This is a genomic window from Streptomyces sp. NPDC102462 (assembly GCF_044765425.1).
In the GTDB taxonomy this organism is placed as follows: Bacteria; Actinomycetota; Actinomycetes; order Streptomycetales; family Streptomycetaceae; genus Streptomyces.
Genome location: NZ_JBIWKB010000022.1, coordinates 38,979 through 60,071 on the forward strand (window position 1 = coordinate 38,979; position 21,093 = coordinate 60,071).

Annotated in this window: 13 protein-coding genes and 1 pseudogene; 5 read left to right on the plus strand and 9 right to left on the minus strand. The window is 71.2% G+C overall.

Translation table 11 applies throughout. The annotated features are described in order from the left end of the window. Positions 1-47: 47 nt before the first annotated feature. Positions 48-1,091: a zinc-dependent alcohol dehydrogenase family protein gene (locus tag ACIRFL_RS20365; protein WP_404030170.1), complete on the plus strand. Its 1,044-nt coding sequence runs from the start codon at positions 48-50 to the stop codon at positions 1,089-1,091. A 513-nt stretch (positions 1,092-1,604) separates the two neighbouring features. Here ACIRFL_RS20365 and ACIRFL_RS20370 read toward each other — a convergent pair. The 8 genes and pseudogenes from ACIRFL_RS20370 to ACIRFL_RS20405 form a co-directional block, all read right to left on the minus strand. Then, positions 1,605-3,119 (minus strand): carotenoid oxygenase family protein, encoded by a 1,515-nt coding sequence (locus tag ACIRFL_RS20370; RefSeq protein WP_404030305.1) that lies wholly within the window; start codon positions 3,117-3,119, stop codon positions 1,605-1,607. 596 nt (positions 3,120-3,715) lie between these two features. Next, on the minus strand, positions 3,716-4,690 hold the full coding sequence (locus tag ACIRFL_RS20375; protein ID WP_404030171.1) for an Lrp/AsnC family transcriptional regulator: 975 nt from the start codon (positions 4,688-4,690) through the stop codon (positions 3,716-3,718). Between the two features lie 270 nt (positions 4,691-4,960). Continuing rightward, positions 4,961-7,411 carry an MFS transporter gene (locus ACIRFL_RS20380; RefSeq protein ID WP_404030172.1) on the minus strand — a complete coding sequence of 817 codons (2,451 nt, stop codon included), beginning with the start codon at positions 7,409-7,411 and terminating at the stop codon, positions 4,961-4,963. A 200-nt stretch (positions 7,412-7,611) separates the two neighbouring features. Further along, positions 7,612-7,812, minus strand: a pseudogene (locus ACIRFL_RS20385) (aminoglycoside phosphotransferase); the annotation flags it as partial. 150 nt (positions 7,813-7,962) lie between these two features. Continuing rightward, entirely contained in the window at positions 7,963-8,472 is a 510-nt protein-coding gene (locus ACIRFL_RS20390) for a hypothetical protein (protein ID WP_404030174.1), read from the minus strand. A gap of 35 nt (positions 8,473-8,507) precedes the next feature. Next, entirely contained in the window at positions 8,508-8,783 is a 276-nt protein-coding gene (locus ACIRFL_RS20395) for a RidA family protein (protein ID WP_404030176.1), read from the minus strand. Positions 8,784-8,823: 40 nt separating this feature from the next. Next, positions 8,824-10,317 (minus strand): carboxylesterase/lipase family protein, encoded by a 1,494-nt coding sequence (locus ACIRFL_RS20400; RefSeq protein ID WP_404030178.1) that lies wholly within the window; start codon positions 10,315-10,317, stop codon positions 8,824-8,826. A 21-nt stretch (positions 10,318-10,338) separates the two neighbouring features. Continuing rightward, a complete protein-coding gene (locus ACIRFL_RS20405) occupies positions 10,339-11,253 on the minus strand; it encodes an MBL fold metallo-hydrolase (RefSeq protein ID WP_404030179.1) in 915 nt (304 codons plus the stop codon). A gap of 179 nt (positions 11,254-11,432) precedes the next feature. Here ACIRFL_RS20405 and ACIRFL_RS20410 point away from each other — a divergent pair, with 179 nt between their 5' ends. From ACIRFL_RS20410 to ACIRFL_RS20420, 3 genes are all read left to right on the plus strand, one after another. Then, the gene (locus ACIRFL_RS20410) at positions 11,433-14,222 is read left to right on the plus strand and encodes a helix-turn-helix transcriptional regulator (protein ID WP_404030181.1); all 2,790 of its coding nucleotides are present in this window, start codon (positions 11,433-11,435) and stop codon (positions 14,220-14,222) included. Positions 14,223-14,330: 108 nt separating this feature from the next. Then, on the plus strand, positions 14,331-14,714 hold the full coding sequence (locus tag ACIRFL_RS20415) for a hypothetical protein (RefSeq protein WP_404030183.1): 384 nt from the start codon (positions 14,331-14,333) through the stop codon (positions 14,712-14,714). Next, positions 14,714-19,297: a caspase family protein gene (locus tag ACIRFL_RS20420; protein WP_404030184.1), complete on the plus strand. Its 4,584-nt coding sequence runs from the start codon at positions 14,714-14,716 to the stop codon at positions 19,295-19,297. Before ACIRFL_RS20415 ends, ACIRFL_RS20420 begins: the two co-directional genes overlap by 1 nt. 101 nt (positions 19,298-19,398) lie before the next feature. Here the strand turns inward: ACIRFL_RS20420 and ACIRFL_RS20425 are convergent, their stop codons facing one another. Beyond that, a complete protein-coding gene (locus ACIRFL_RS20425; protein WP_404030186.1) occupies positions 19,399-20,148 on the minus strand; it encodes an SDR family oxidoreductase in 750 nt (249 codons plus the stop codon). Between the two features lie 222 nt (positions 20,149-20,370). On the opposite strand from ACIRFL_RS20425, the gene ACIRFL_RS20430 reads away from it, so the two are divergent. Next, positions 20,371-20,970 carry a TetR/AcrR family transcriptional regulator gene (locus ACIRFL_RS20430; protein ID WP_404030187.1) on the plus strand — a complete coding sequence of 200 codons (600 nt, stop codon included), beginning with the start codon at positions 20,371-20,373 and terminating at the stop codon, positions 20,968-20,970. Positions 20,971-21,093 lie beyond the last annotated feature (123 nt).

Below are 21,093 nucleotides of genomic sequence, written 5' to 3' on the forward strand. Positions count from 1 at the left end.
CATACCACCACCCGAACCACGTACCACCTGGAAATGGAGCACCACTCATGCGCGCCACCCTCATGTACGGCGCCGGCGACGTCCGCGTCGAGAACGTCCCCGACCCCGTCATCAAGCACCCCACCGACGCCCTGGTTCGCATCACCGCCTCCTGCGTGTGCGGCAGCGACCTGTGGCCGTACGCTTCGATGAAGCCCGCGGACGGCCCGGCCCGGATGGGCCACGAGTTCATCGGCATCGTCGAGGACACCGGCTCCGAGGTGACCACCGTCAAGCGCGGCGACCTGGTCGTCGCCCCGTTCGCGATCTCCGACAACACCTGCGAGTTCTGCCGCGAGGGCCTGCACACCTCCTGCTCCCACCCGCACGCCGGATTCTGGGACGGCGAGGCGGAGGAAGGCGGCCAGGCCGAAGCGGTCCGTGTGCCGCTGGCAGACGGCACCCTCGTCAAGCTGCCCGTCGCCGCGGACTCCGCGCTCATCCCGTCCCTGCTGCCCCTCTCCGACGTCTTCGGCACCGGCTACCACGCCGCCGTGGCGGGCGGTGTCAACGAGCGCACCCGCGTGACCGTGATCGGTGACGGCGCGGTCGGCCTGCTGGGAGTCCTGTCCGCCAAGCGCCTGGGCGCCGAGCAGATCATCCTGATGGGCCGCCACCAGGCGCGCACTGACCTCGGCCGCGAGTTCGGCGCCACCGATGTCGTCTCCGCCCGCGGCGAGGAAGGCATCGAGGCGGTGCGGGAGCTGACCGGCGGGCACGGCACGCACGTGGTCCTGGAGTGCGTCGGTAACATGCCCGCCTACGAGCAGGCCACCGGGATCGTCCGCCCCGGCGGCGTGATCAGCCGCGTCGGCGTCCCGCAGTACGAGGAGGCACCGATCGGCTTCGGTAGCCTGTTCCGCCATAACATCCGCCTGGCCGGCGGCCCCGCACCGGTCCGCGCCTACATCGAGGAACTGATGCCCGCCATCCTCGACGGCACCATCGAGCCCGGAAAGGTCTTCGACACCGCCACGAACCTCGACGGCGTCCCGGCCGGCTACCAGGACATGGCCGACCGCAAGAGCCTCAAGGTCCTCGTCAAGCCCTGACCGCGGAACCAGGTGGTGTGCGGCACAGGACGCACGCCACCTGGCAGTCGAACCTCACGCAGATTCTCACAAACGATCCTTTGCACGAGCAAGATCGAAAACGGTCCGCCGAACCCTCGCTGATGCCGGATCGGTTCTCAGAACCGCCTACCACACCCGCCGCTTCACCCAGGTGCCCCGCCTGAAGAAGGCGCTGCGGGTGCCCACCCCCGCCGACCGCGGACCCGGCCAGCCATGGCGGCCGGGCACCCCGCCCCCAGCGTCGATCGACGGCCTCGAAGCTTCTTTGGCACGGCCCCTGAAGCCGGGCAACCGCTGAACCTCGCCGCGGAGCCCGGCACAGGTGAGCGGCGCGCCATCCCGAACTCGCCGACGTGTGGTGGTAGTTGCGTTTGCGGTGGTGGCAGTGGCGGGCGACGGCTCGGCCGCGTCTTCTCCGGACCGGCCGTCCTCGCACTCCGGACCGGCGCCCGTCATCGCGGCATGCCGGAATCGATGTCAACCTGCCACGTACTACCCGGCGTCCGCGATCCAGCTGCCGTGGAATCCCAGCGGTACCCGGCCGGGCAGGTGGACCAGGGCCAGCGGGTGGCCGCCGAAGTCCTGGGCCGAGAGGATCACCAGGTCGGTCGCGCCGCGGTCGGGGTCGTTCACGTACGACAGGACGTAACCGTCGTCCTCGTCCCGTGCCCCGCGCCGTGGCACGAACACCGGCTCGCTGACCGCCGCGCCCCCGGGAAAGCGGTGGATCTGCCTGCTGCCGCGCAGCATGTCGTGCTTCATCAGGCAGTTGGTGAACTTCTCGTCCGACGGTACGCCGTCGACGGTCTCGTACGCGCGCCACATCTCGGCCGCGCTCGCGGTGTAGGCGTAGCGGTGCCGGCGTGCGACCAGGGATTCATTGATGCGGGGGAACTCCTGCGGACGGTCGTCCAGGCGGCTGCCGCGGACCCGGCCCGCGCGCAGATCGATCGTCCAGCGGTCGAGCGTCGGGGCGCCCGTCGCGGAAGGACCGCCCGTACCCCGGCCGGCGGCGTAGAACGGCGCGGGGAACCCGGTGTACTCCATCACGACCGTGTCACCCTCGTCGTAGGCGTTGAGGGTGTGCGAGTAGTACACCGGGTCGGTCTCGAACCAGCGTGTGCTGCCGCCGGTGCGCGGCAGCAGCCCGATGCGCATGGGATGTTCGTCGTTCCACACGTACGGCACGATCGCGCCCGCCTCCGCGGCGGCACCATCGAAGGTGATCGGCACGTCCACGATCACCACGTACTTCTCGGTGAGCGCGAAGTCGTGCATCATCGGTGCGTCCGCGACGGCGATCCGTGTGGTTCGCGCCACCCGGCCGGTCCGGTCGATCATGATGTGCCGCACATGGTCCCAGGTGGGGTAGTACGCGATCGCGTGCAGCTCGTCGGCCGCCGCGTCGTACTTGGTGTGTGCGGTGAACGCGCCCTGGAGCGTGGAGCGGAAGTCGTACGGGCGCACGGTGTTGAGCTCGCCGTCCAGCTCGTACGGCAGCGGCCCGCCTTCCTGCATCGCGAGGATGCGGCCCTTGTACGGGATCACATGTGTGTTGCATGCGAAGTCGTCCGGCGGGACCTGACCGGGGTACGTCTCCCCCAGCTTCGCCGTCACCTGCCAGGACCGCACCCAACGGTTGCGGTACCACTCCGCGCGCCCGCCGCGCAGCCGGACCCCGTGCACCATTCCGTCGCCGAGCATCCAGTGGTGAGCACGGACGTCCTCAAGGCCCAGCGCGTTCGGACCGTTGCGCAGGTAACGGCCGTCCAGGTCATGTGGAACACGTCCGGTCACCTTGAGGTCGAAGGCGGTCAGCTCCTCGGTGACCGGCGCGAACGCCCCTTCCAGGAACGGGGTCGCCCCGCTCACGCCGCTCTTCCCTGCTCGACCGCTCGCCTGTGCCGCAGCCGTGAAGAAGCCGGGCCCGAGACCGCTCCCGACCACACTGCCCGCTGCCGCAACCGCTGCCCCCTTGAGGAGTCTCCGCCGCGTGTGACTGGCCATCATACTTTCCCCGCTCCCTCATCGACACCCGGCTACGTCGGCCGGACTCACGGTGACACGAGCAACCCTCCTCCTCGCTCGCCCGTGAAACAGTCGCCCCAGACCCCGAACCGGGGGTGATGCCGACACCACCCCCAGCGCGACCCGCCGGCCGGCCCCCACCCCGAAAATGCCGTCAAGCCGGGTGCCGACGCGACCAGCCGACGCGAGACCGCCCCCAGAACCGGACGCCGCGTGCCGGGACACGGTGACAGCTGAGTACGCGTACTCATGCGCCCTCTCACTCCTGCGGAACCGACCACGCCCGCCGATCCCGCGACGTGGCGGTCGGCTTCAACGCCGTGCCGACCTTCGACCCGGCCGACACCTTCTGGTCCGAGCTGGGCGCCCTGGCCGACGACCGCTTCCGGCAGAGCCTGGACTACGTCGGCCTGGACTTCTTCCCGGACGTGTTCCGTCCCGTCCCCGCCGACCAGTTGGCGGAAGCGGTCACCGCGGTCCTCGAAACCCCCAAGCCGGCCTTCGAAACATACCGGCGCCTCAGGTGGCTCGCCGGTGATGGTCGCCTCTTCTGGTCGGCGAGCGTCGGTCCCGCGTCAGCGGGCGGGTTCGTAGGTGAGTTGCTTGATCTCGCGCAGGGTGAGCGCGGTTTCGATGGAGCGGACTCCGTCCAGGGCTCCGATCTTGTCGCTGAGGTAGGTGTACAGGTCGCCGGTGCTCGGGTGGAGGGTCGCGGCGACGATATTGGCCTGGCCGGTGGTGGCCGCGGCGAAGCGCACCTCGGGGTGGCCGGCGAGGGCACGGCCGACGTCGGCGAGGGAGGCCGGAGCGACGGTGAGCCAGAGCATGGCGACGACGTCGTGGCCGAGATGCCCGTGGTCGAACTGCACGTCCAGGTAGAGGATTCCGGTGGAGCGCAGGCGGTCCAGACGTCGTTTGACCGCGGATTCCGGCAGGCTGGTGTGTGCCTGCAGAGCGGTGAGCGGGGCGCGTCCGTCGCGGCTGAGGACGGCGAGCAGTGCCTCGTCGGCGTCGTCCAGGACGACGGGTGCGGTGGCCGGTTCGACGGGTGGCGGGCTGAGGGCGTCCTGTTCGTCGGGGCTGAGGGCGTTGATCTTGCTGAGCCAGCCGAGCGGGCCGCCGTAGAAGTGATGCAGCAGGCAGTGAGCGCTGACCGAGGTGACGCGCGGGGTGCGTTGGAGGCGGTCGAGAAGGAGCTCGTCCCTGGTCTGCCGGTTGCGCGGCTTCATCGCGCACATCACTTCGGTGCCGCCCGAGATCACGCTGACGTACGCGGTGTCCGGGCGCCGGGCGAGCGCGCCCGCCAGTTGTTCGGCGGCGTCGGGTGTGCAGCGCAGGCGCAGGAGCCAGGTGCTGCGGCCGAGCCGGCTTTCGTCGGTGATGCCGAGCACACGGAGCTGGACCGTGGTGCGCAACCGGCGGAAACGGCGGGCGACGGTCTGATCGGACACCCCGAGGACGTCGGCGATCCGGTTGAACGGCGCCCGGCCGTCCAGCTGCAGTGCCTGCAGCAGCTTCAGATCGAGTGGATCGGGCGCCCAGTGCGGCACTGGTCGTCTCCTTGGGTTCGAGGCGGATGTCTGTGAACCGATCCCACCACGGGATGCGGACGATCCCCCCTTCGCCGCGACTGTCCGGGTCATGCGGGTGAGGCCCGACCCGGAGGGGCCCGGGCCTCACCCGGGCGCGTTCCCGTCCCGCGGGTGGCGCCCGGTGCCGGATCCGGCAGTCATGTGCGGCGGTGTGACCGGATCCGGCAGTCACCGTGCCGTGGTGTGACCGGATCCGGTATGTGTCCGAGCGGCCGGCGACACCGCGGTTCAGCTGCCCGGGTGTGCCAGTTCCACGTGGACGTCGCCCGGTCCTCGACCGTCCACGGTGATCGTGGTGGTCACGGGCGGATACCCGGCGGCGATCACCGAGTAGCTTCCCGCGTCCAGGTCGGTGAACGCGTAGGCGCCGTCGTAGCCGGTGGTCGTGGTGGCCACCACGTTCCCGGCCGCGTCCACCAGCGTCACCCGCGCATCGGCCAGGGCCCGGTGGCCGGCGCCCGCCCGCACGACACCCCGCAGCCGGGCGGCGGATCGCAGGGCCACTTCCAGCTCGGATGGTGCCGCGCGGGGCACCTGGACCGGGAGCGCGGCAGGCCGGAACCCGTCGGCGTCCACCGTGACCGTGAGGTCGCCGGCCGGCAGTTCGGTGAAGCCGAAGCCACCGCGGTCATCGCTTCGGCCGTCGGCCAGCACGTCGCCGCGCGGATCTGTGACCATGACCGTGGCGCCCTGCACCGGCGCCCCGTCACCGGCCGACACGACGATGCCGGCGAGGGTGCTGACGCCGGTCAACGCCACGTCGTGGGACAGCGGTTCCTCGCCGAGCACGAGTGTGGTCGCCTGGGGCTGATGGCCGTCCGCCGCGGCGATCAGCACATACGGACCGGCTGCCGGGGCGGTCAGCTCGTAGTGGCCGGCGCCGCGGGCCACCGCCCGGCCGACCTGTCGCCCGGCCGGTGAGACGAGGGTGAGCGTGGCGCCCTCCAGACTGTCGCCGTCGGGATCGCTGACCCGGCCGCGGAGAGTCGCCCCCGAGCCCGCTGGGAGTGGAGCGCCGCCTGCGGAGCCGTGCTCGGCCGGCCGCGGGAACGTGGCACGCGCCAGACCGTGCGCACCGCCTACGCCGGCCAGCTCCCGCTCACGCTCCCGTTCGGGCGAGGATGTCGCATCCTCGGGCGTCGCCCGGGCCGGGGCCCCGGGGGTGCGCAGCAGCACCGCTGCGACGGCGGCGGCGACCAGCGCGAGGACGGCAGCCACGATCAGGCACAGGTGCAGGCCGTCGAGGAACGCCGCGGACAGAGCGCCCAGCGCGCGGCCGGTGTCCGCTCCCAGGTCCATCCGGGCCACCGCTCCCAGCCCACCGGCGTCCACCGCGGCGGTGATCCGCTGCGCCGTCGCGACGTCCACACCGGTGTCGGCGAGATGGCCGGGCAGGGTGTCGGTGGTCCTGGTGGTGAGCAGCACGCCCAGGACGGCCGGGCCGAGGGCGCCGCCGACCTGCCGGAAGGCGTTGTTGCCCGCTGCCGCCATGCCGGCCAGGTGGTGCGGCACGGAGGCGACGGCGGTGGCGGTCATGGGGGTGACGACCAGGCCCAGGCCGAGGCCGAGCAGGGCCAGCCGCCAGGCCAGCGCACCGAACGGGGTGTGCGCGTCCAGCGCGGTCAGGGACATCAGCGCGCCGGTGGTGATCAGCAGGCCGGTGGTGATCAGGACGCGTGCGGAGACCCGGCGCATCAACGGCCCGACGACCACCCCGACGAGCAGACACACCGCCGTCACCGCCAGCAGCCGGTAGCCCGCGTCGAGGGTGTCGAGCCGCTGCACCATGCCGAAGTAGAGGCTGAGGACGAAGAAGAATCCGATCAGACCCAGGAAGCTGATCATCGCGATCAGTGTCGTGGCACTGAACGCCGGGCTGCGAAAGAGCGCCAGGTCCAGCATCGGGCTCGCGCTGCGCCGTTCGGCCAGGACGAAGGCGCAGGCACTGGCCACCGCCAGAACCAGGGCCGCGATCACCCGGGCCTCCGTGAAGGAGCCGGCACCGCCCTCGATCACTCCGTACACGAGCGAGGTGATCGCCAGGGCGGCGGTGATCTGCCCGGGCCAGTCCAGCCGGCGCGAGCCGGGGGCATGGGAGTCTTCGACCAGTGGGGCCGCCACGGCCATGGTGAGGACGGCCACCGGTATGGCGGGGACGTAGATCCAGCGCCAGGCGGCGTGGTCGAGGATGACCCCGGCCAGCAGCGGGCCGACGGCCAGCGCCGTCATCAGGGCCGCGGCCCACAGTCCGACGAACTTGGCGCGCCGGTACGGGTCGGGTACGGCGTGGCTGATCAGCGCCAGTGTCGTGGGCAGCAGCGCGGCCGCGCCGAGACCGGCCAGCGCCTGCCCGGCCCACAGCACCTGAACCGACTGCGCGCTCAGGGCGACGGCGGCCCCGACGGCGGCGAACAGCAGCCCTGCCTGGAAGACCTTCTTGCGGCCGTGTACGTCTCCGAAGACGCCGGCGGTCAGGATGAGGGCAGCCATGGGCAGGACGAACGCGTCGGAGATCCAGGACAGTTGAGAGGTCGATGCGTGCAGGGCCCGTTGGATGGCCGGAAGGCTCACCGAGACGCTGGTGACCGGCAGATAGGCGACGAACACCCCGGCGCAGGCCATGACGATCGTGGCTTTCGGACTTGGCCGTGGCCCGGTCGCCGTTGTTCCGACGTTCACACATCCTCCTCTTCGGTGCGGCACCTCGCCGGCACGGCGATCACCTTCCGGCCGGTTTCCGTCCCGGGTCCAGCCACAGCGCCCCGAGCCCGGAAAACCGACATCGCGGCGGCACTTCCAGAGGTTTTCCGACACCCGGCCCCATGAGCCTTGTGACCGACCGCCGTGGTGTCGTTGTCGGACGAGTGGTCCGGGACCGGTCAGCCGTATCGCTGCAGCAGTTGGTCCACGTACGTTTCCAGCCGGTCTCCCAGCGTCTCGGGTGTGAGATCGTCCCGGCCCAGTTCCCGCCATGGTCCGGCGAGCTTCGCCGCGTGCGGGGAGTAGGCGAGGGCGTCGAGCAGCCGCCAGTACAGGTGGTCGGGGTCGTCGGCGAGGTCGCGGCCGCCGTGTGCCTCGAACTCCCGCACCAGCGGTAGCAGCCTCTGCCTGCTGCTGTTGCCCGCGCCGTGCAGCACCACGGCGGTGCCCCGGGAGGGATCACCGCCGTACACACCGCTGAGCCGTTCACCGTCGTGATCGAACGTGAAGTCGAAGAGCATGCCCCCTATTCACTCACGCCGTGGCCTGTCGGGAATGTCACGGTCGCCGCATCTCCCGGCGGCGAGTGCGGTGATGGCGCATTCGGCCGCGTGCCGTGCCGCGAGCGCGGAGGGGAAGGGGCTACGGCCATGGCAGTCACGGCCGGCCGGTCCGCTCACGATCCGCCACTGCCAGGCCGTGGGCGCGGCTGGGATCGACGGGTGGTGCCAGACGGGCTGCGCGGCCGGGTGCGCCTGCGCTCTGTGGACCAGGACGCCGTGGACCACTCCCCCGATCATGGCTGAGGCGCGTCCTCCGCCGTCGTCGGCGGTCCTCCAGTCGAGAGGTGTCGGGGTCGACTCCGACACCTCCAGGAGGGCGTCGGCGAGGTCGGCCAGGGTCCGGTACAGCGCGGCGCGTACCGCGTCGGCGTGGGACCGGCCCCACCGGCAGGGGGTCCGTTCGGCGATCTCGTCCGCGAGGGTCTGCGCGGCGAGGTCGTCCAGGGCGTCCGACCGCACCGGACGCCCCTGCACCACGACGGCGGCAGCACCCCACGCGAGATCGTCACGGGTCAGGGCGGTGCCGCGGCCAGGTGGGCGGGATCGGTGAGGTGGACGCGGAGCATCACGACGTCCGCCGGGCCCGCGCCGCCCGCCTTGAGTCCGGCGGTGACGTTGCGCAGGGTCTGTGTGGTCTGCTCGGCGACCGTGGTGCCGACGACGTCGCCGGTGTCCGGGTCGAGCGGGAGCTGCCCGGAGACCTGTAGGACGGGGCCCTTGCGGATGCCTTGGGACAGCGGGGCCGGCAGGGCGGGTGCGTGCTCGGTGGTGATGACGGTTCTGGTCACGGTGTGTCCTCCAAGAAGGTGTGCGGAGCGTGTGCATCGGTCACATCCAGGACTGTCGTTCCTGGCGTCGGGGGTCGTCGACCTGTGTCCACTCGGTGTCGATGCGCATCGTGGCGCGGCGCTCGGTGTTGTACGGGTCCCAGCCGGGGTTGCCGGTGGTGGCGAAGCGGATCCAGGTCTCGTGCATGCGGGTCGCGAGCTGGGCGGGCGGCTTGTCGGGGCCGAGCAGGGCGCCGGCACCCCGCAACTCGGGAAGCTGCGCGAGGTCGAAGACGAACGGGAGTTCCACTGCGTGGGTGGCGCCGAGTTCTCCGTTCAGCGCCGTCGAGCGCCAGGCGAACTCGTAGGCGAAGGTGGCGGATTGGGTGTGGGCGGCGTGCGCGCCGGCCAGGGCCCGGCTGCCCGCGCCGAACAGCGCATCGCCCAGGATGGCGGAGCGCAGCTCGCCGTAGGACGCCTCCGGGCGGCTCTTGCGGTACGTCTCGACGAGCCGCGCCGGGTCCGGGTGTGAGCGAGCCGCCGTGTCGTCGACGTCCGCGGCGGTCGAGTTGGCGTACTGGTCCACGGGGACCAGGTAGAGGTTTCCCTCCTCCGTGTTGGTGCCGATGAGCAGGTCGATGCCGGCGCCGGAGCCGGCCGCGACGGAGTCGGCGGGCTGGGTGTCCAGGACCAGGCAGAAGGGGCTGAGAGCGAGCAGCGGGTCGTGGTGTGTCGCGGTCCGCAGGTCGATGCCCGCGAGCTGCGCGGCGGCCTCGACCAGGCGCTCGTCGGGGATGTCCGCGAAGGCGTCGGCATGGGGCTCGACGCCCAGCACGTCGGCGGCGGCCTGGGTGACGCGGGCGGCCTGTCCGGTCGTGAACGCCCCCAGCCCGCTGCCGCTTTGGACGATCGCCCGGCGGAAGAGGCCGGTGGCTTCGGGGGTGGCGAGGACGCCGCCGACGATGGTCGCCCCGGCCGACTGGCCGAACAGGGTGACGTTGTGCGGGGAGCCGCCGAAGGCCGCGATGTTCTCGCGGACCCAGCGCAGGGCGGCGACGACGTCGAGCAGGCCACGGTTGGCGGGTGCTCCGGGAAGGTCGAGGAACCCGGCGATGCCGAGCCGGTAGTTGAGGGTGACGAGGACGACGCCGTCGCGGGCGAAGGCGGAGCCGTCGTAGAGGGCGGAGCGTGTCGATCCGGCGACGAATCCGCCGCCGTGGACGAACACCATGACGGGCAGGTTGCCGTTCGCGTCCGCGGGCGTGAAGACGTTGACGGTGAGGTAGTCCTCCCCGCGGCTCCAGCCGGTGCCGAAGTAGGGGGACATGTCCACGCTGCCGAGCTGGCGTTCGGACTGGGGTGCGGTGGGGCCCGGTGCGGTGGCGTCCCGTACGCCGTCCCAGGCCTCGTGCGGCCGGGGCGCGGCGAACCGGCCGGCGCCGCGGGGCGGGGCGGCGTAGGGAATGTTCAAGTAGGCGGCGGTGCCGTCGTCCTGGCGCAGGCCGCGGACGGTGCCCTGCGCGGTGGTCACGACGGGCTCGGGGTGGTGGTTCACGGTGCTGCCTTTCCGCGGGCGTCAGCCCTGCTCGGTGTACGGGGTGAAGGGGGCCCAGCCCTTGATGGCGAAGCCGTCGCCCTCGCGTACGACTTCGGCGGCGCCGTGGCCGCCCAGGTGCGCGGGCATCACGAGTGCCTTGTTGTCGGCCGCCCAGCCCAGCACCCTGCGGCGGGTGGCGCGGGCGCCCGCGGGGTCCTCGCAGAAGCAGCTGTTGGCGTCCGGTTCGAGGATCTGCACCGGGCTGTGCAGCATGTCGCCGACGAACACCGCGCGGTCCGTCCCGGAGGTGAGGGTCAGCACGGAGGAGCCGGGAGTGTGTCCCGGAGCCGCCTCCAGACGCAGGTCGGCGTCGATCTGGTGGCTGTTCTCCCACAGCAGGGTCAGGCCGGCCTGGTGCACCGGGGCCACGCTGTCCTCGAAGACGTTCTGGTTGCCGCGGCCGAGCAGCGGCTCGTGACCGTTGGCCGGGTTCCAGAAGTCGAAGTCGTCCTTCGGCATCAGATACGTGGCGTTGGGAAACGTGGGAACCCAGTGCCGCCCGTCGAGATACGTGTTCCATCCGACGTGATCGACGTGGAGATGCGTGTTGATCACGAGGTCCACGTCCTCGGGCCGCACGCCGGCCCGCGCGAGATTGGCCAGGAAGTCCGTTTCCAGATGGCTCCAGACCGGCGCGTAAGGGCCCTCCTTGTGATTGCCGACACCGGTGTCGACGAGGATGTTCCTGCCCTCGCTGCGCAGCAGCCAGGTCTGGATCGCGGAATTCACGATATTGCTCTCGACATCCAGGAAATGCGGGGTCAGCCAGGGAGCGCCTGCTTCCCAGATTTCCTGAGAGCTTTCCGGGAAGAAGGTGTCGGGCGTCATGTCGACAGCACCGTAATATTCCCGGACCCGGGTGATGGTGACATTGCCGAGTGTGATCTGTTCCATGGGATTCCTCAGGAATTCGGAGGCTGTCCTGAAACGCTAGGAGCGGCCCCCGTGCGCGGGGTATCCGTAACGTGACTGCACCTGGGCGCACCGCCCGGGCGTGGGGTGCGGCCGCTTGTAGCCTGGGGACGGCAAGGCAAGGCGGCTCCGCTCGGCGAGCCACGATTCCTGGAGACTCCGTGGACGAGCACGCAGGCGAGCCCCGTGCGGTCACGGGACCGGAGCCGGACGGTGAAAGGCCGGTCGTCGGCCGGGACGCGGAACTGGCACGTCTCTTTCAGACGGTGGACGGGGCGTTGCCCGACCGGGTTCTGCTGCTTGTCGGCGATGTGGGCATGGGAAAGAGCGCGCTGCTGGACCGGGCGGTGCGGCGGGCCGAGGCGAGCGGCGCGCGCGTGCTGCGCGCCGAGGGCAGTGAGTCGGAGTCGAGCCTGGCGTTCTCCGCCCTGCACCAGGTGCTGCGGCCGGTGTCGGCCGAGGTGGAGGGGCTGCCCGAGCGACAACGCGCGGCGCTGCTCGGTGCCTTCGGTGCGGGGCCGGTTCCGGCGGAAGCCGACCTCATGCTGATCGGTGTCGCCGTGCTGAGTGTGCTCTCGGCCCTCGGGGACCGAGGAGCTGTGGTCGTGGTGCTGGACGACGCGCAGTGGTTCGACCGTGCGTCCCTGGACGCGCTGTCCTTCGCCGCCCGGCGGTTGGCGGGTGAGCCGGTCACCATGCTGATCGCGGCCCGCGCCGGCGATCATCTGCCGGGGTTCGGCCGGCAGGTGCCGACGCTCACCCTGGAACCGCTCGGCGACGCGGCGGCCGGCCGGCTGCTGGACCTGCTGCCACAGCAGCCGACCGGCCGGACGAGGATACGGATCCTCGACGAGGCCGCCGGCAACCCGCTGGCGCTGACCGAACTGACCAGGGCGGCCACCGGCCGCGAGGCGGCCACGGGGCAGCCGTCCGCGGGGCCGCTGCCCCTCACCGATCACCTGGAGCAGATCTTCGCGGCCCGCCTGGACCGCCTGCCGGCCTCGACCACGCGGGCCCTGCTGCTGCTCGCCGCCATGGGCACCGCCGACTCCACGATCGCCGTGCCGGCCGTGCTGCCGAACGCCGAGAACGAGGCGTGGCCGCCGGCCGAGCGGGCCGGGCTCATCCGGCGGACCGGGCAGGGCCTACGGTTCAGCCATCCGCTGGTGCGGTCCGCCGTGTATCACGCCGCGCCCGCCGACGCCCGGCGCGAGGCGCACCTCGCGCTCGCCGGGCTGTTGCGCGACGAGCCGGACCGGCGGGCCTGGCACATCGCCGCGGCGGCCACGCGCCCGGATCCGGCCGTGGCGGCGGAGCTGGAGCTGACCGCCGGCCGGGCCCGGCGCCGCGGCGGCCACGCGGCGGCGGCGAGGGCCCTGCAACGCGCCGCGGACCTGGCACCGCGCTCCGAGGACAGTGCCCGGCTGCTGGTCGACGCCGCCGCGCAGGCCGCACTCACCGGTGACCTCGCCTGGGTCGAGGAACTGGCCGCCGCGGCAGGCGCGCGTACCGACGACGCCTCGCTCCTGGCCGATGCCCGGGCCCAGGTCGGACGACTGGCGGCACTGACCGTGCGGCACACCGTGGTCTTCTCCCGACTGGCCGACGCCGCCGAGGAGTTGACGCCCGCGCGGCCCGACACCGCGATGGACCTCCTGGCCGGCGCCGCCGTCGTCCGCTTCTACTGCGGAGATGCCGCCCAACGGCACCGCATCCACAGAGCCCTGCAACGCCTTCCCGACGACGCGTCCGACGCATGGCTGCGCACCTGGGTGCGGGCCGTGTCCGACCCGTTCGACGACAGGAGCGGACTTCTCCGCCTGCTCCCGCAGGTCGCCGCCGAAGCGCGCCGACGCCCCGAACGGCTCACCGCGTTCGCGGTCATGGCCTGGCTGCTGGACGAGACCCCGCAGGCCGTCCGCGCCTTCGACGAGGCCTTCGACCGCTGGGGCATGCGCGGGCCGCTGCCGGACGGATTCGGCGGCGCGGCCGCCTGGAGCTATGTGGAACAAGGACGTTGGGGGCGCGCCCGGGAAGCCTGCGCCCGCAGCAGCGCGCTCGGATCCACGGCCGGCCTCGACCACGCCGTGGCCTGTGCGGCCGCGGTGGACGCCACCGTGCTCGCCTACCAGGGGGACGCGACCACGGCCCGCGCCCGGGCCGCGGACGCGCTCGCCCTGATCGACCCGCTGGAGAGCCGATCGGTAGCCGTCTACGCCCGTCGTGCGCTCGGCGCCGCCGCCCTCGCGGAAGGCGCGCACGAGGCGTCGTACGACCAACTCCGCGCGGTCTTCACGCCGGACGGCGCGCCCGTGCACTACCACGCCTCGTATCCGGCCCTCGCGGATCTGGCCGCCGCCGCGGTGCGCTGCGGGCGCCGCGAGGACGCCGCCGTGATCGTCGAGCGTTGCGCACGGAACCTCGCCTCGGGCGCCTCGCCCCGCCTGCGCGCGTTGATCGGACGCGCCCGCGGCCTGCTGGCCGACCCCGAGGACGCCGAGCCGCACTTCCGGGCGGCCCTGGCCGACCCCGTGCTTGCGCACTGGCCCTTCGAACGCGCCCAGACTCTGCTGGACCTCGCCGAGTGGCTGCGGCGCCGGCGCCGCATCGCCGAGGCGCGGGCGCCGCTCACCGAGGCCCTTGAGACCTTCCGGCGGCTGGCCGCCCGCCCGTGGATCGAGCGCGCCCGGGCCGAAGCACGCGCCGCCGGCCTCGACGTCACGGACTCCACCCCCGACGCGCTCGCCGAACTCTCCCCGCAGCAACAGCAGATCATCCTGCTCGCCGCCCGCGGCCTGACCAACCGTGAGATCGGCGAGAGGCTGTTCCTCTCCCCGCGCACGGTCAGCTCCCACCTCTACCGCAGCTTCCCCAGGCTGGGCATCACCTCCCGCGCCCAACTGCGCGACCTCGTCGAAGGCACCCTCACCGCCGCCGGCCGCCAGGGCTGAGGCCGCGCCCTGCGGAGCATCCCCGGGTCGGCCCGGCGCATGACCCGCAAGGTCAAAGACCGTGCTAAGTCCTTTTACCGGCCACGGAGTTGCTGCAACCATGTGCGTGTGGACGTACGGGTGGAAGTCACGGGAGAGCGTTCCGCCGACGAGCTGCGTTCGTTGCGGCAGTGGCTCGTGGCCGAGGAATCACTGCGGGGGCGGGTACGGCTGGTGTCCGGCCCACCGCCGGAGGGCACGCTGGGCGCCGGTCTGGACGTCCTGATGGTCGCCCTCGGCAACGTAGGTGCCTTCACGGGGTTCGCGACGGTCGCGGTGACATGGCTGAAGCGGCGAGCGGGTCCGATGGAAGTGAAGATCACCAGGGCGGACGGTTCCACGGTGGTGGTCAGTTCGACCCTGGTCCTGCCCCAGACGGCGCAGGAACTGCGGGAGACTGCTGACCGCCTGGCGCGGGATCTCGCCGCTCGCCCCGGCGAGGCGGATGGCTGATGACGCCGTCCGGTCTCCCGCACCGGCCCACGGCGCTGAGTTCGCAGGGATCACGGGCGCTGATCGTGGGCTCGGGCCGTCATCTGCCGGGTTCGACGCTTCCCGACGTGCCGGCCGTCGAGGAGACGGTGCGCGAGCTGAGCCGGATCCTGGTGGAACGGTGCGGTCTGCGGCCGGAACACCTGCGGTCCCTCACCGACCCCGAGGATCCGCGCGTCGTGGGCACCGCGTTGCGGGACGTCGCCGCGGAGGCGGCCGACGTGCTGCTCGTGTACTACGTGGGCCACGGTCTCGTCAGCTCCGGTAACGAGCTGTACCTGGCCACGCGGGCGACCGACGATCCGGTGGCCGGGCTGACGTTCAACGCCCTGCCGTACCAGGCGGTGCGCGAGGCCCTGAGCGACTGCCGGGCCCCCTCGGTCGTGGTGGTGCTCGACTGCTGCTTCGCCGGGCGCGCCAAGGGCGCGTTCGGCACCGCGGCCGCCCACGCCTTCGAACTCGCCTCCCTGGGCGGGACGTACGTACTGACCTCGGCGTCCGCCGATGAGCAGGCGCTGGCCCCGGCCGGCGCGCGGTACACGGCCTTCACCGGCGCGTTGCTGTCCTTTCTGCGTGAGGGCGACCCCGTCGGACCGCCGGATCTGACCGTCGAGGACGCGTACCGGCATCTGCGGCGCGCCCTGCCGGCGCAAGGACTGCCGGAGCCGCACCAGCACCTCAGCGACCGCGGGGGCGAGCTGGTGCTGGCGGACAATCCCGCGGCAGGCCCGGCCCGGGTGCGGCGGGCGCCGGAAACGAGGCAGGAGGGGCCCGAACCGCCGTGCCCGTACCTGGGTCTGCGCTCGTTCGGTGCCGACGACGCCGCGTACTACTTCGGTCGCGAGCACCTGGTCGGCGACGTGCTGCGGAAAATGTCGGAGTGGTCCGACAAGGGAGGACCGGTCGCGGTCGTCGGACCGTCCGGCTCAGGCAAGTCCTCGCTGCTGCACGCCGGGCTCCTGCCGGCGATCGGGCGCGGAGAGCTGCGGGTGCGCGGATCGAAGACCTGGCCGTGTCTGTCGCTGACGCCCGGGGACCGTCCGCTGGACACCTTGGGCAGACGGTTCGCGCAGAGCGCCGGGACGTCCGACAAGGCGCTCACCGCGGAGCTGCGCGCATCCCCGGGACGGCTGTCCGCTGTGATCAGGCAGGCACTCGGCCGCAAAGACGCGGACGAGGGACGGCTTCTGGTCCTGGTCGACCAGTTCGAGGAGCTGTTCACCCAGTGCACCGACGAAACCGAACGACGCGCCTTCGTCGAGGCACTGTGCTCGATCGGCAGACGGGACGGGCCCTGGCCCGCGGCGGCGCTGGTCGTGGTCGCCGTCCGGGCCGACTTCTACAGCCGCTGCCTGGCCTATCCGGAACTGGTCCCGACCTTCCGTGAGTATCAGGTGCCGGTGGCGCCGATGACCCCTGAACAACTGCGGCATGCCATCGAGCTGCCCGCGGCCGTGGCCGGCTGTCGCATGGAGGAGGGCCTGAGCGGTCTCGTACTGCGTGACCTGCGCGTCGGCGCGAAGCAGCAGGAGGAGTCCACCGAGTCCGGCTTCCTGCCTCTGCTCTCGTACGCCCTGCAGCAGACCTGGGCACACAGCGAGGGGCGCGATCTGCTCATCCAGCAGTACGAAGACAGCGGCGGCGTGTGGCACGCGGTCACCAACAAGGCCGACGACGTCTACGAAGGGCTCGATCCCGGTGCGCGCGAGGCGGCACGGCAGCTGATCCTGCGCATGGTGCACGTCAGTGAGGAATTCGAGGACACCCGGCGGCGAGTCGACCTGGCCGAGCTCACCGAGGGACGCACCGATGCCGAGGCGGCCCATGTCTCTACAGCTCTTGACGCGCTGGCGGACGCCCGGCTGATCACCCTCGACCGGCACACCGCCCAGATCGCTCACGAGGCCCTGTTGCGCTGGTGGCCTCGCCTGCGGAAGTGGATCGACGAGGACCGGGACGGGTTGCGGATCCACCGTCAGCTCGCCGACGCGGCTCGCGAGTGGCACAGCACCCATGACCGTGGGGTCCTGTACAGCGGCGCACGCCTGGCCACGGCCCGCGAGTGGTTCGCCGACGCCGGCCACCGCGCCGTGCTCACCCCCGCCGAACAGCGCTTTTTGAAGCGGAGTGTGCGCAGTCACCGGCTGCGGCGGTCCTCGGCCGTGGTCAGTGTCGGGGTACTGGTGGCCGCGCTGCTCAGCGGCCTGATCGCGGTGCGGCAGAGCAGACTGGCGGCCGACCGGGCGGACACCATCGCCTCCCGGCAACTCGCTCTGCTCGCCGACTCACTGCGCGACGGCGAACCGGCGACGGCACTCGGGCTGAGCCTGGCCGCCTACGACATCTCTCCCACCGCCGAGGCCGGCGCCAGCGTGCTGCACTCGTATGTGACCACGGCCCCCGTCCTTCTGACCGGTCCCACCGACCGGGTGTTCAACATCGCCTACAGCGGTGACGGCCGCACCCTCGCCGCCTCCGCCAAGGACCGGACGGTACGGCTGTGGGACGTCTCCCACCCCGACCGGCCGGTCGCCCGCGGCGTCCTGCCCACCGACGGGCTCGCGGCCATCGCCTACCAGCCCGGCGGACACATGCTCGCCGTGCAGACGGAGCGGTCCCTGACCCTGTGGGACGTGGCCGATCCCGCCCATCCCGTCTCCAGAGCGCACCGGTCGAGCCCCGCGGCACTCCCCCCGGACATCGCCTTCAACCCGGAGGGCTCGGTGCTCGCCGTGGCCGACGCGCACGGAGTCGTCCACCTGTGGAACACACGCTCAGTCGGCCACCTGGCACCGCTCCCGCACCTCACGGTCGGTGCCCCGGACGTGCATGCCGTGGCCTTCGCGCCCGACGGCAGCACCCTGGCCGTCGGCACGGCGGCGACCGGTGCCGGCCGGGGCACCGGCAGGGTCACGCTGTGGAACATCGACGACCACGGCCGGGCTGCCGAGAAACCCGCTGCCGCCCTGAAGGCCGACTCCGTCTGGAGTCTGGCCTTCAACCCGCAGGGCACACAGCTCGCCGCAGGCGGATCGCTGGGCGCCATGACGGTGTGGGACACCACCGCGATCGACCACCCCGTCGCCGAGGACGTGGATCAGTCCTCGGAGGGCGGCCACAGCGACATCCTGTCGATCTGCTTCAAGCCGGACGGCAGAACGTTCCTTGCCGCCGACGCGACCGGGACGATCCAGCAGTGGGAGGCGAAGAGGGACACCGGTCCCCCGGACACCCTGAGTATCCATGTCTTCAACAGTTACCCCACAACACAGCCGGTCTACGCGGTCGCCTGCGGTCCGGACGGTTCCACCTTCGCCAGCGGAGGCGAGAAGGGCTCACTGGGCGTGTGGAGTTCGGCGAGCCCCGTACTGCACGGATCCCTCGCGGCCGACGGCACGAATGTGCCCGGCAGCGGGTTCAGCGACGACGGCCGGTTGCTCGCCCTCTCCGCGGACAGCGAGCAACAGGAGCCGGCACGTGTATGGGACGTCACGGACCCGCACCACCCCACGATCGCCTACACCTTCCCCCGGCAATGGGACAAGGTCGACTTCATCGGCGACGGAAGAAGTGTGATCACCCAGAGCCCAACCAAGATCGCCCTGTGGGACATGCGGAACCCCCGACACCCCAGGCACCTGTCGGACCTCACGGCGACCGGCATGGCAACGGTCTCCAACGACGGACGGATGCTGGCGGTGAGCGCCACCGGCCAGCCGACCGTATCCGTCTTCGACATCGGCGATCCAGCTCGGCCCCGGCCCATCGGAAAGGTCCCGGTGCACAGCAAGGGCCCCTATTCCGAGGTCCTCTCGCACCTGCTGAACGACACGACACTGCTGGTCTGGGACAACTTCGGGGCCGGCTTGTGGCAGGTCGGGGGCGGCGCCGATCCGAAGCGCCTGTACCGCTTCGACCAGCCGCACTACATCGCCGGCCTCGCACACAACAACGCGACGCATCTGCTGGTGATGTGGGACTTCGAGGGCCCTCTGACCATGTGGAACCTCAAAGATCCCCGGCACATAAGGAGAATCGGCGCCGGCGGAATCGCGGCCAAGGTGCAGAGCGCGGGCTTCATCGACGAGCACACCCTCGCCGTGGCAACCCAGAACGACTCCAGGATCACCTTGTGGGACATCGGCGAGACCGGCACGAACCCGGAGCGGGTCGGAGTGGTCACCAACGCAGACGGTGAGATGGCGGGCTTCTCCCTCAGCCCTGACCGTCACACCCTGGCCGACCAGACGCTCTTCGGCGGGCAGGAACACCTCTGGGACGTCAAAGACCCCACGCATCCCTCGGACAAGGGCACGCTGCCGGATCCCTATGCACACGCGGGTGAGTTCAGCCCCGACGGCCACACCCTCGCCATGACGCGAGACTCCATGCCCGGTGGTGGACCCGGCGTCACGCTCACCGAGTACAACGCCAAGGACGCCTACCGCTATCTGTGTTCCCTCAGCCCGCAACCGCTCAGCCGGACCCGATGGCAACAGGCGGTGGGCCGGATCCACTCCTACCACGAGCCGTGCGGCGGATGACACAGCCGCGGCACGGCCCCCAGCACCCGTAGCCGGATCGGGCGCCTGCACCTGCTTTCGTGGTGCCCGTAGCCCGCTGACGGGCCCCACGAAAGCTGGACTCAGTAGGCGAGTTCCCCGATTCCGCCATCGACACGCAGCACGGTGCCGACGGTGAAGGCGGACTCGTCCGAGGCGAGATAGACGGCTGCCTTTGCCAGCTCGGTGGCGGTCCCCAAACGATGGAGGGGCACGGTCTGCCGAATCTCCTCGTAGACGGCGGCTTGACGCTCGGCACCCAGCGGCTTGAGCGCATTGGTGACGGTGGGGCCCGGGCTCAGCCCGTTGATCCTGATACCCCGGTCCTTCAACTCATAGGTCAGCCCGCGGGCATAGGACAGCAGACCCGCCTTGGCGGCACCGTAGACCGTCGCGTTCTCGTGTCCGATGAAAGCGGAGACCGAGCCCACCAGGATGATCGACGTGTGCTGCGAGAACAGCGGCAGCAGGGCTTTGATCAGGAAGAACGGTGCTTTGAGGTTGGTGGCGACGAGTCTGTCGAATGCCTCTTCGGTCCATGCCTCGATCGGGAGATGGGTGACGTCGGCGGCGTTGCTCATCAGGATGTCGAGCTTTGGCCACTGCTCCTGCAGCCGCGACGCGAGCACTGCTTGGCCCGGTACGTCGCCTGCGTCGCTGGCGATCGTCAGCAACGGGCCCTCCAGTTGTCGGGCGGCTTCGTCCAACCGCTCCTGCGAGCGACCGGTGATCGCGACACTCGCCCCCTCGGCGAGGAACTGACGGGCAGTCTCAAGACCGATGCCGCTCGTCCCGCCCGTGATCAGTGCGTGCTTTCCTTCAAGGCGTCCCATGAACTCACTCTCTTTACCCGGTGCCACGGCATGTGGTGCGACATTCCCGGCCGGCCCCGTCAGCACGGGGCACCTGCGGCTGACAGCCGGCCTTCGCTCATGCGGCCACCGTCGCTCCGGTCACATAGCTGGCCGCTGACTTCTGTGCGAGCGTTCAAAAAGTAGCACGTGTGAACGTACGCCGCCTTGATTGCCTGGTCAAGAGGTCGTATCGTCCCGTGGGTGGCACGAACCGGACGCCCCCGCGAGTTCGACAAGGACCAGACGCTGGCGCGCGCACTTGAGCTGTTCTGGTCCCAGGGGTACGGGGCGACATCGATCCAGGACATGGTCGACGTCCTCAACGTGGAACGCGGCAGCCTCTACGGAACCTTCGGGGACAAGCGCCGCTTCTACCTTGAGGCCGTCAGGCTCTACTGGGAGGTGTACGAGCAGCGCCTGCTCGCCACGCTCGGCACCGGCCCGGTCCTGCCGGCGCTTCGCGAGATCCTGACGCTGCCCTTGGGCACGGGCGAGGCGACCTCTGACGTGGGCGCGCCACACGGTTGCCTGGTCGGCAACACAACGGTCGAGCTGGTGCCCCGCGACAGCGAAGCCACGGAACTCGTCTCCCAGTCGTACCGTCGATTCACCGAGATAGTCACCGATGCACTCCGTCGTGGACAGGCCGCTGGGGAAGTCACCGACAACGCCCAGCCCGAGGCCCAGGCCAAGCTGCTGCTTCTCGTCGTCCAGGGCCTCTCACTCGTATCCAGGGCGGGCATCGACAAGGACGCGGCCCTGGCCGCGATCGACACCGCGATCGACGCGCTGCGCGCGTGACCGACCCACCGCACGAGCGAGCGCCGGCCGCAACGCCGCGGCGTCCGCCTTCAGGCGGGCAGCAGCGCCCTGGCCAGGATCACGGGTATCGACCCGGTCGCCGTCCCCGCCAGGACGGTCGAG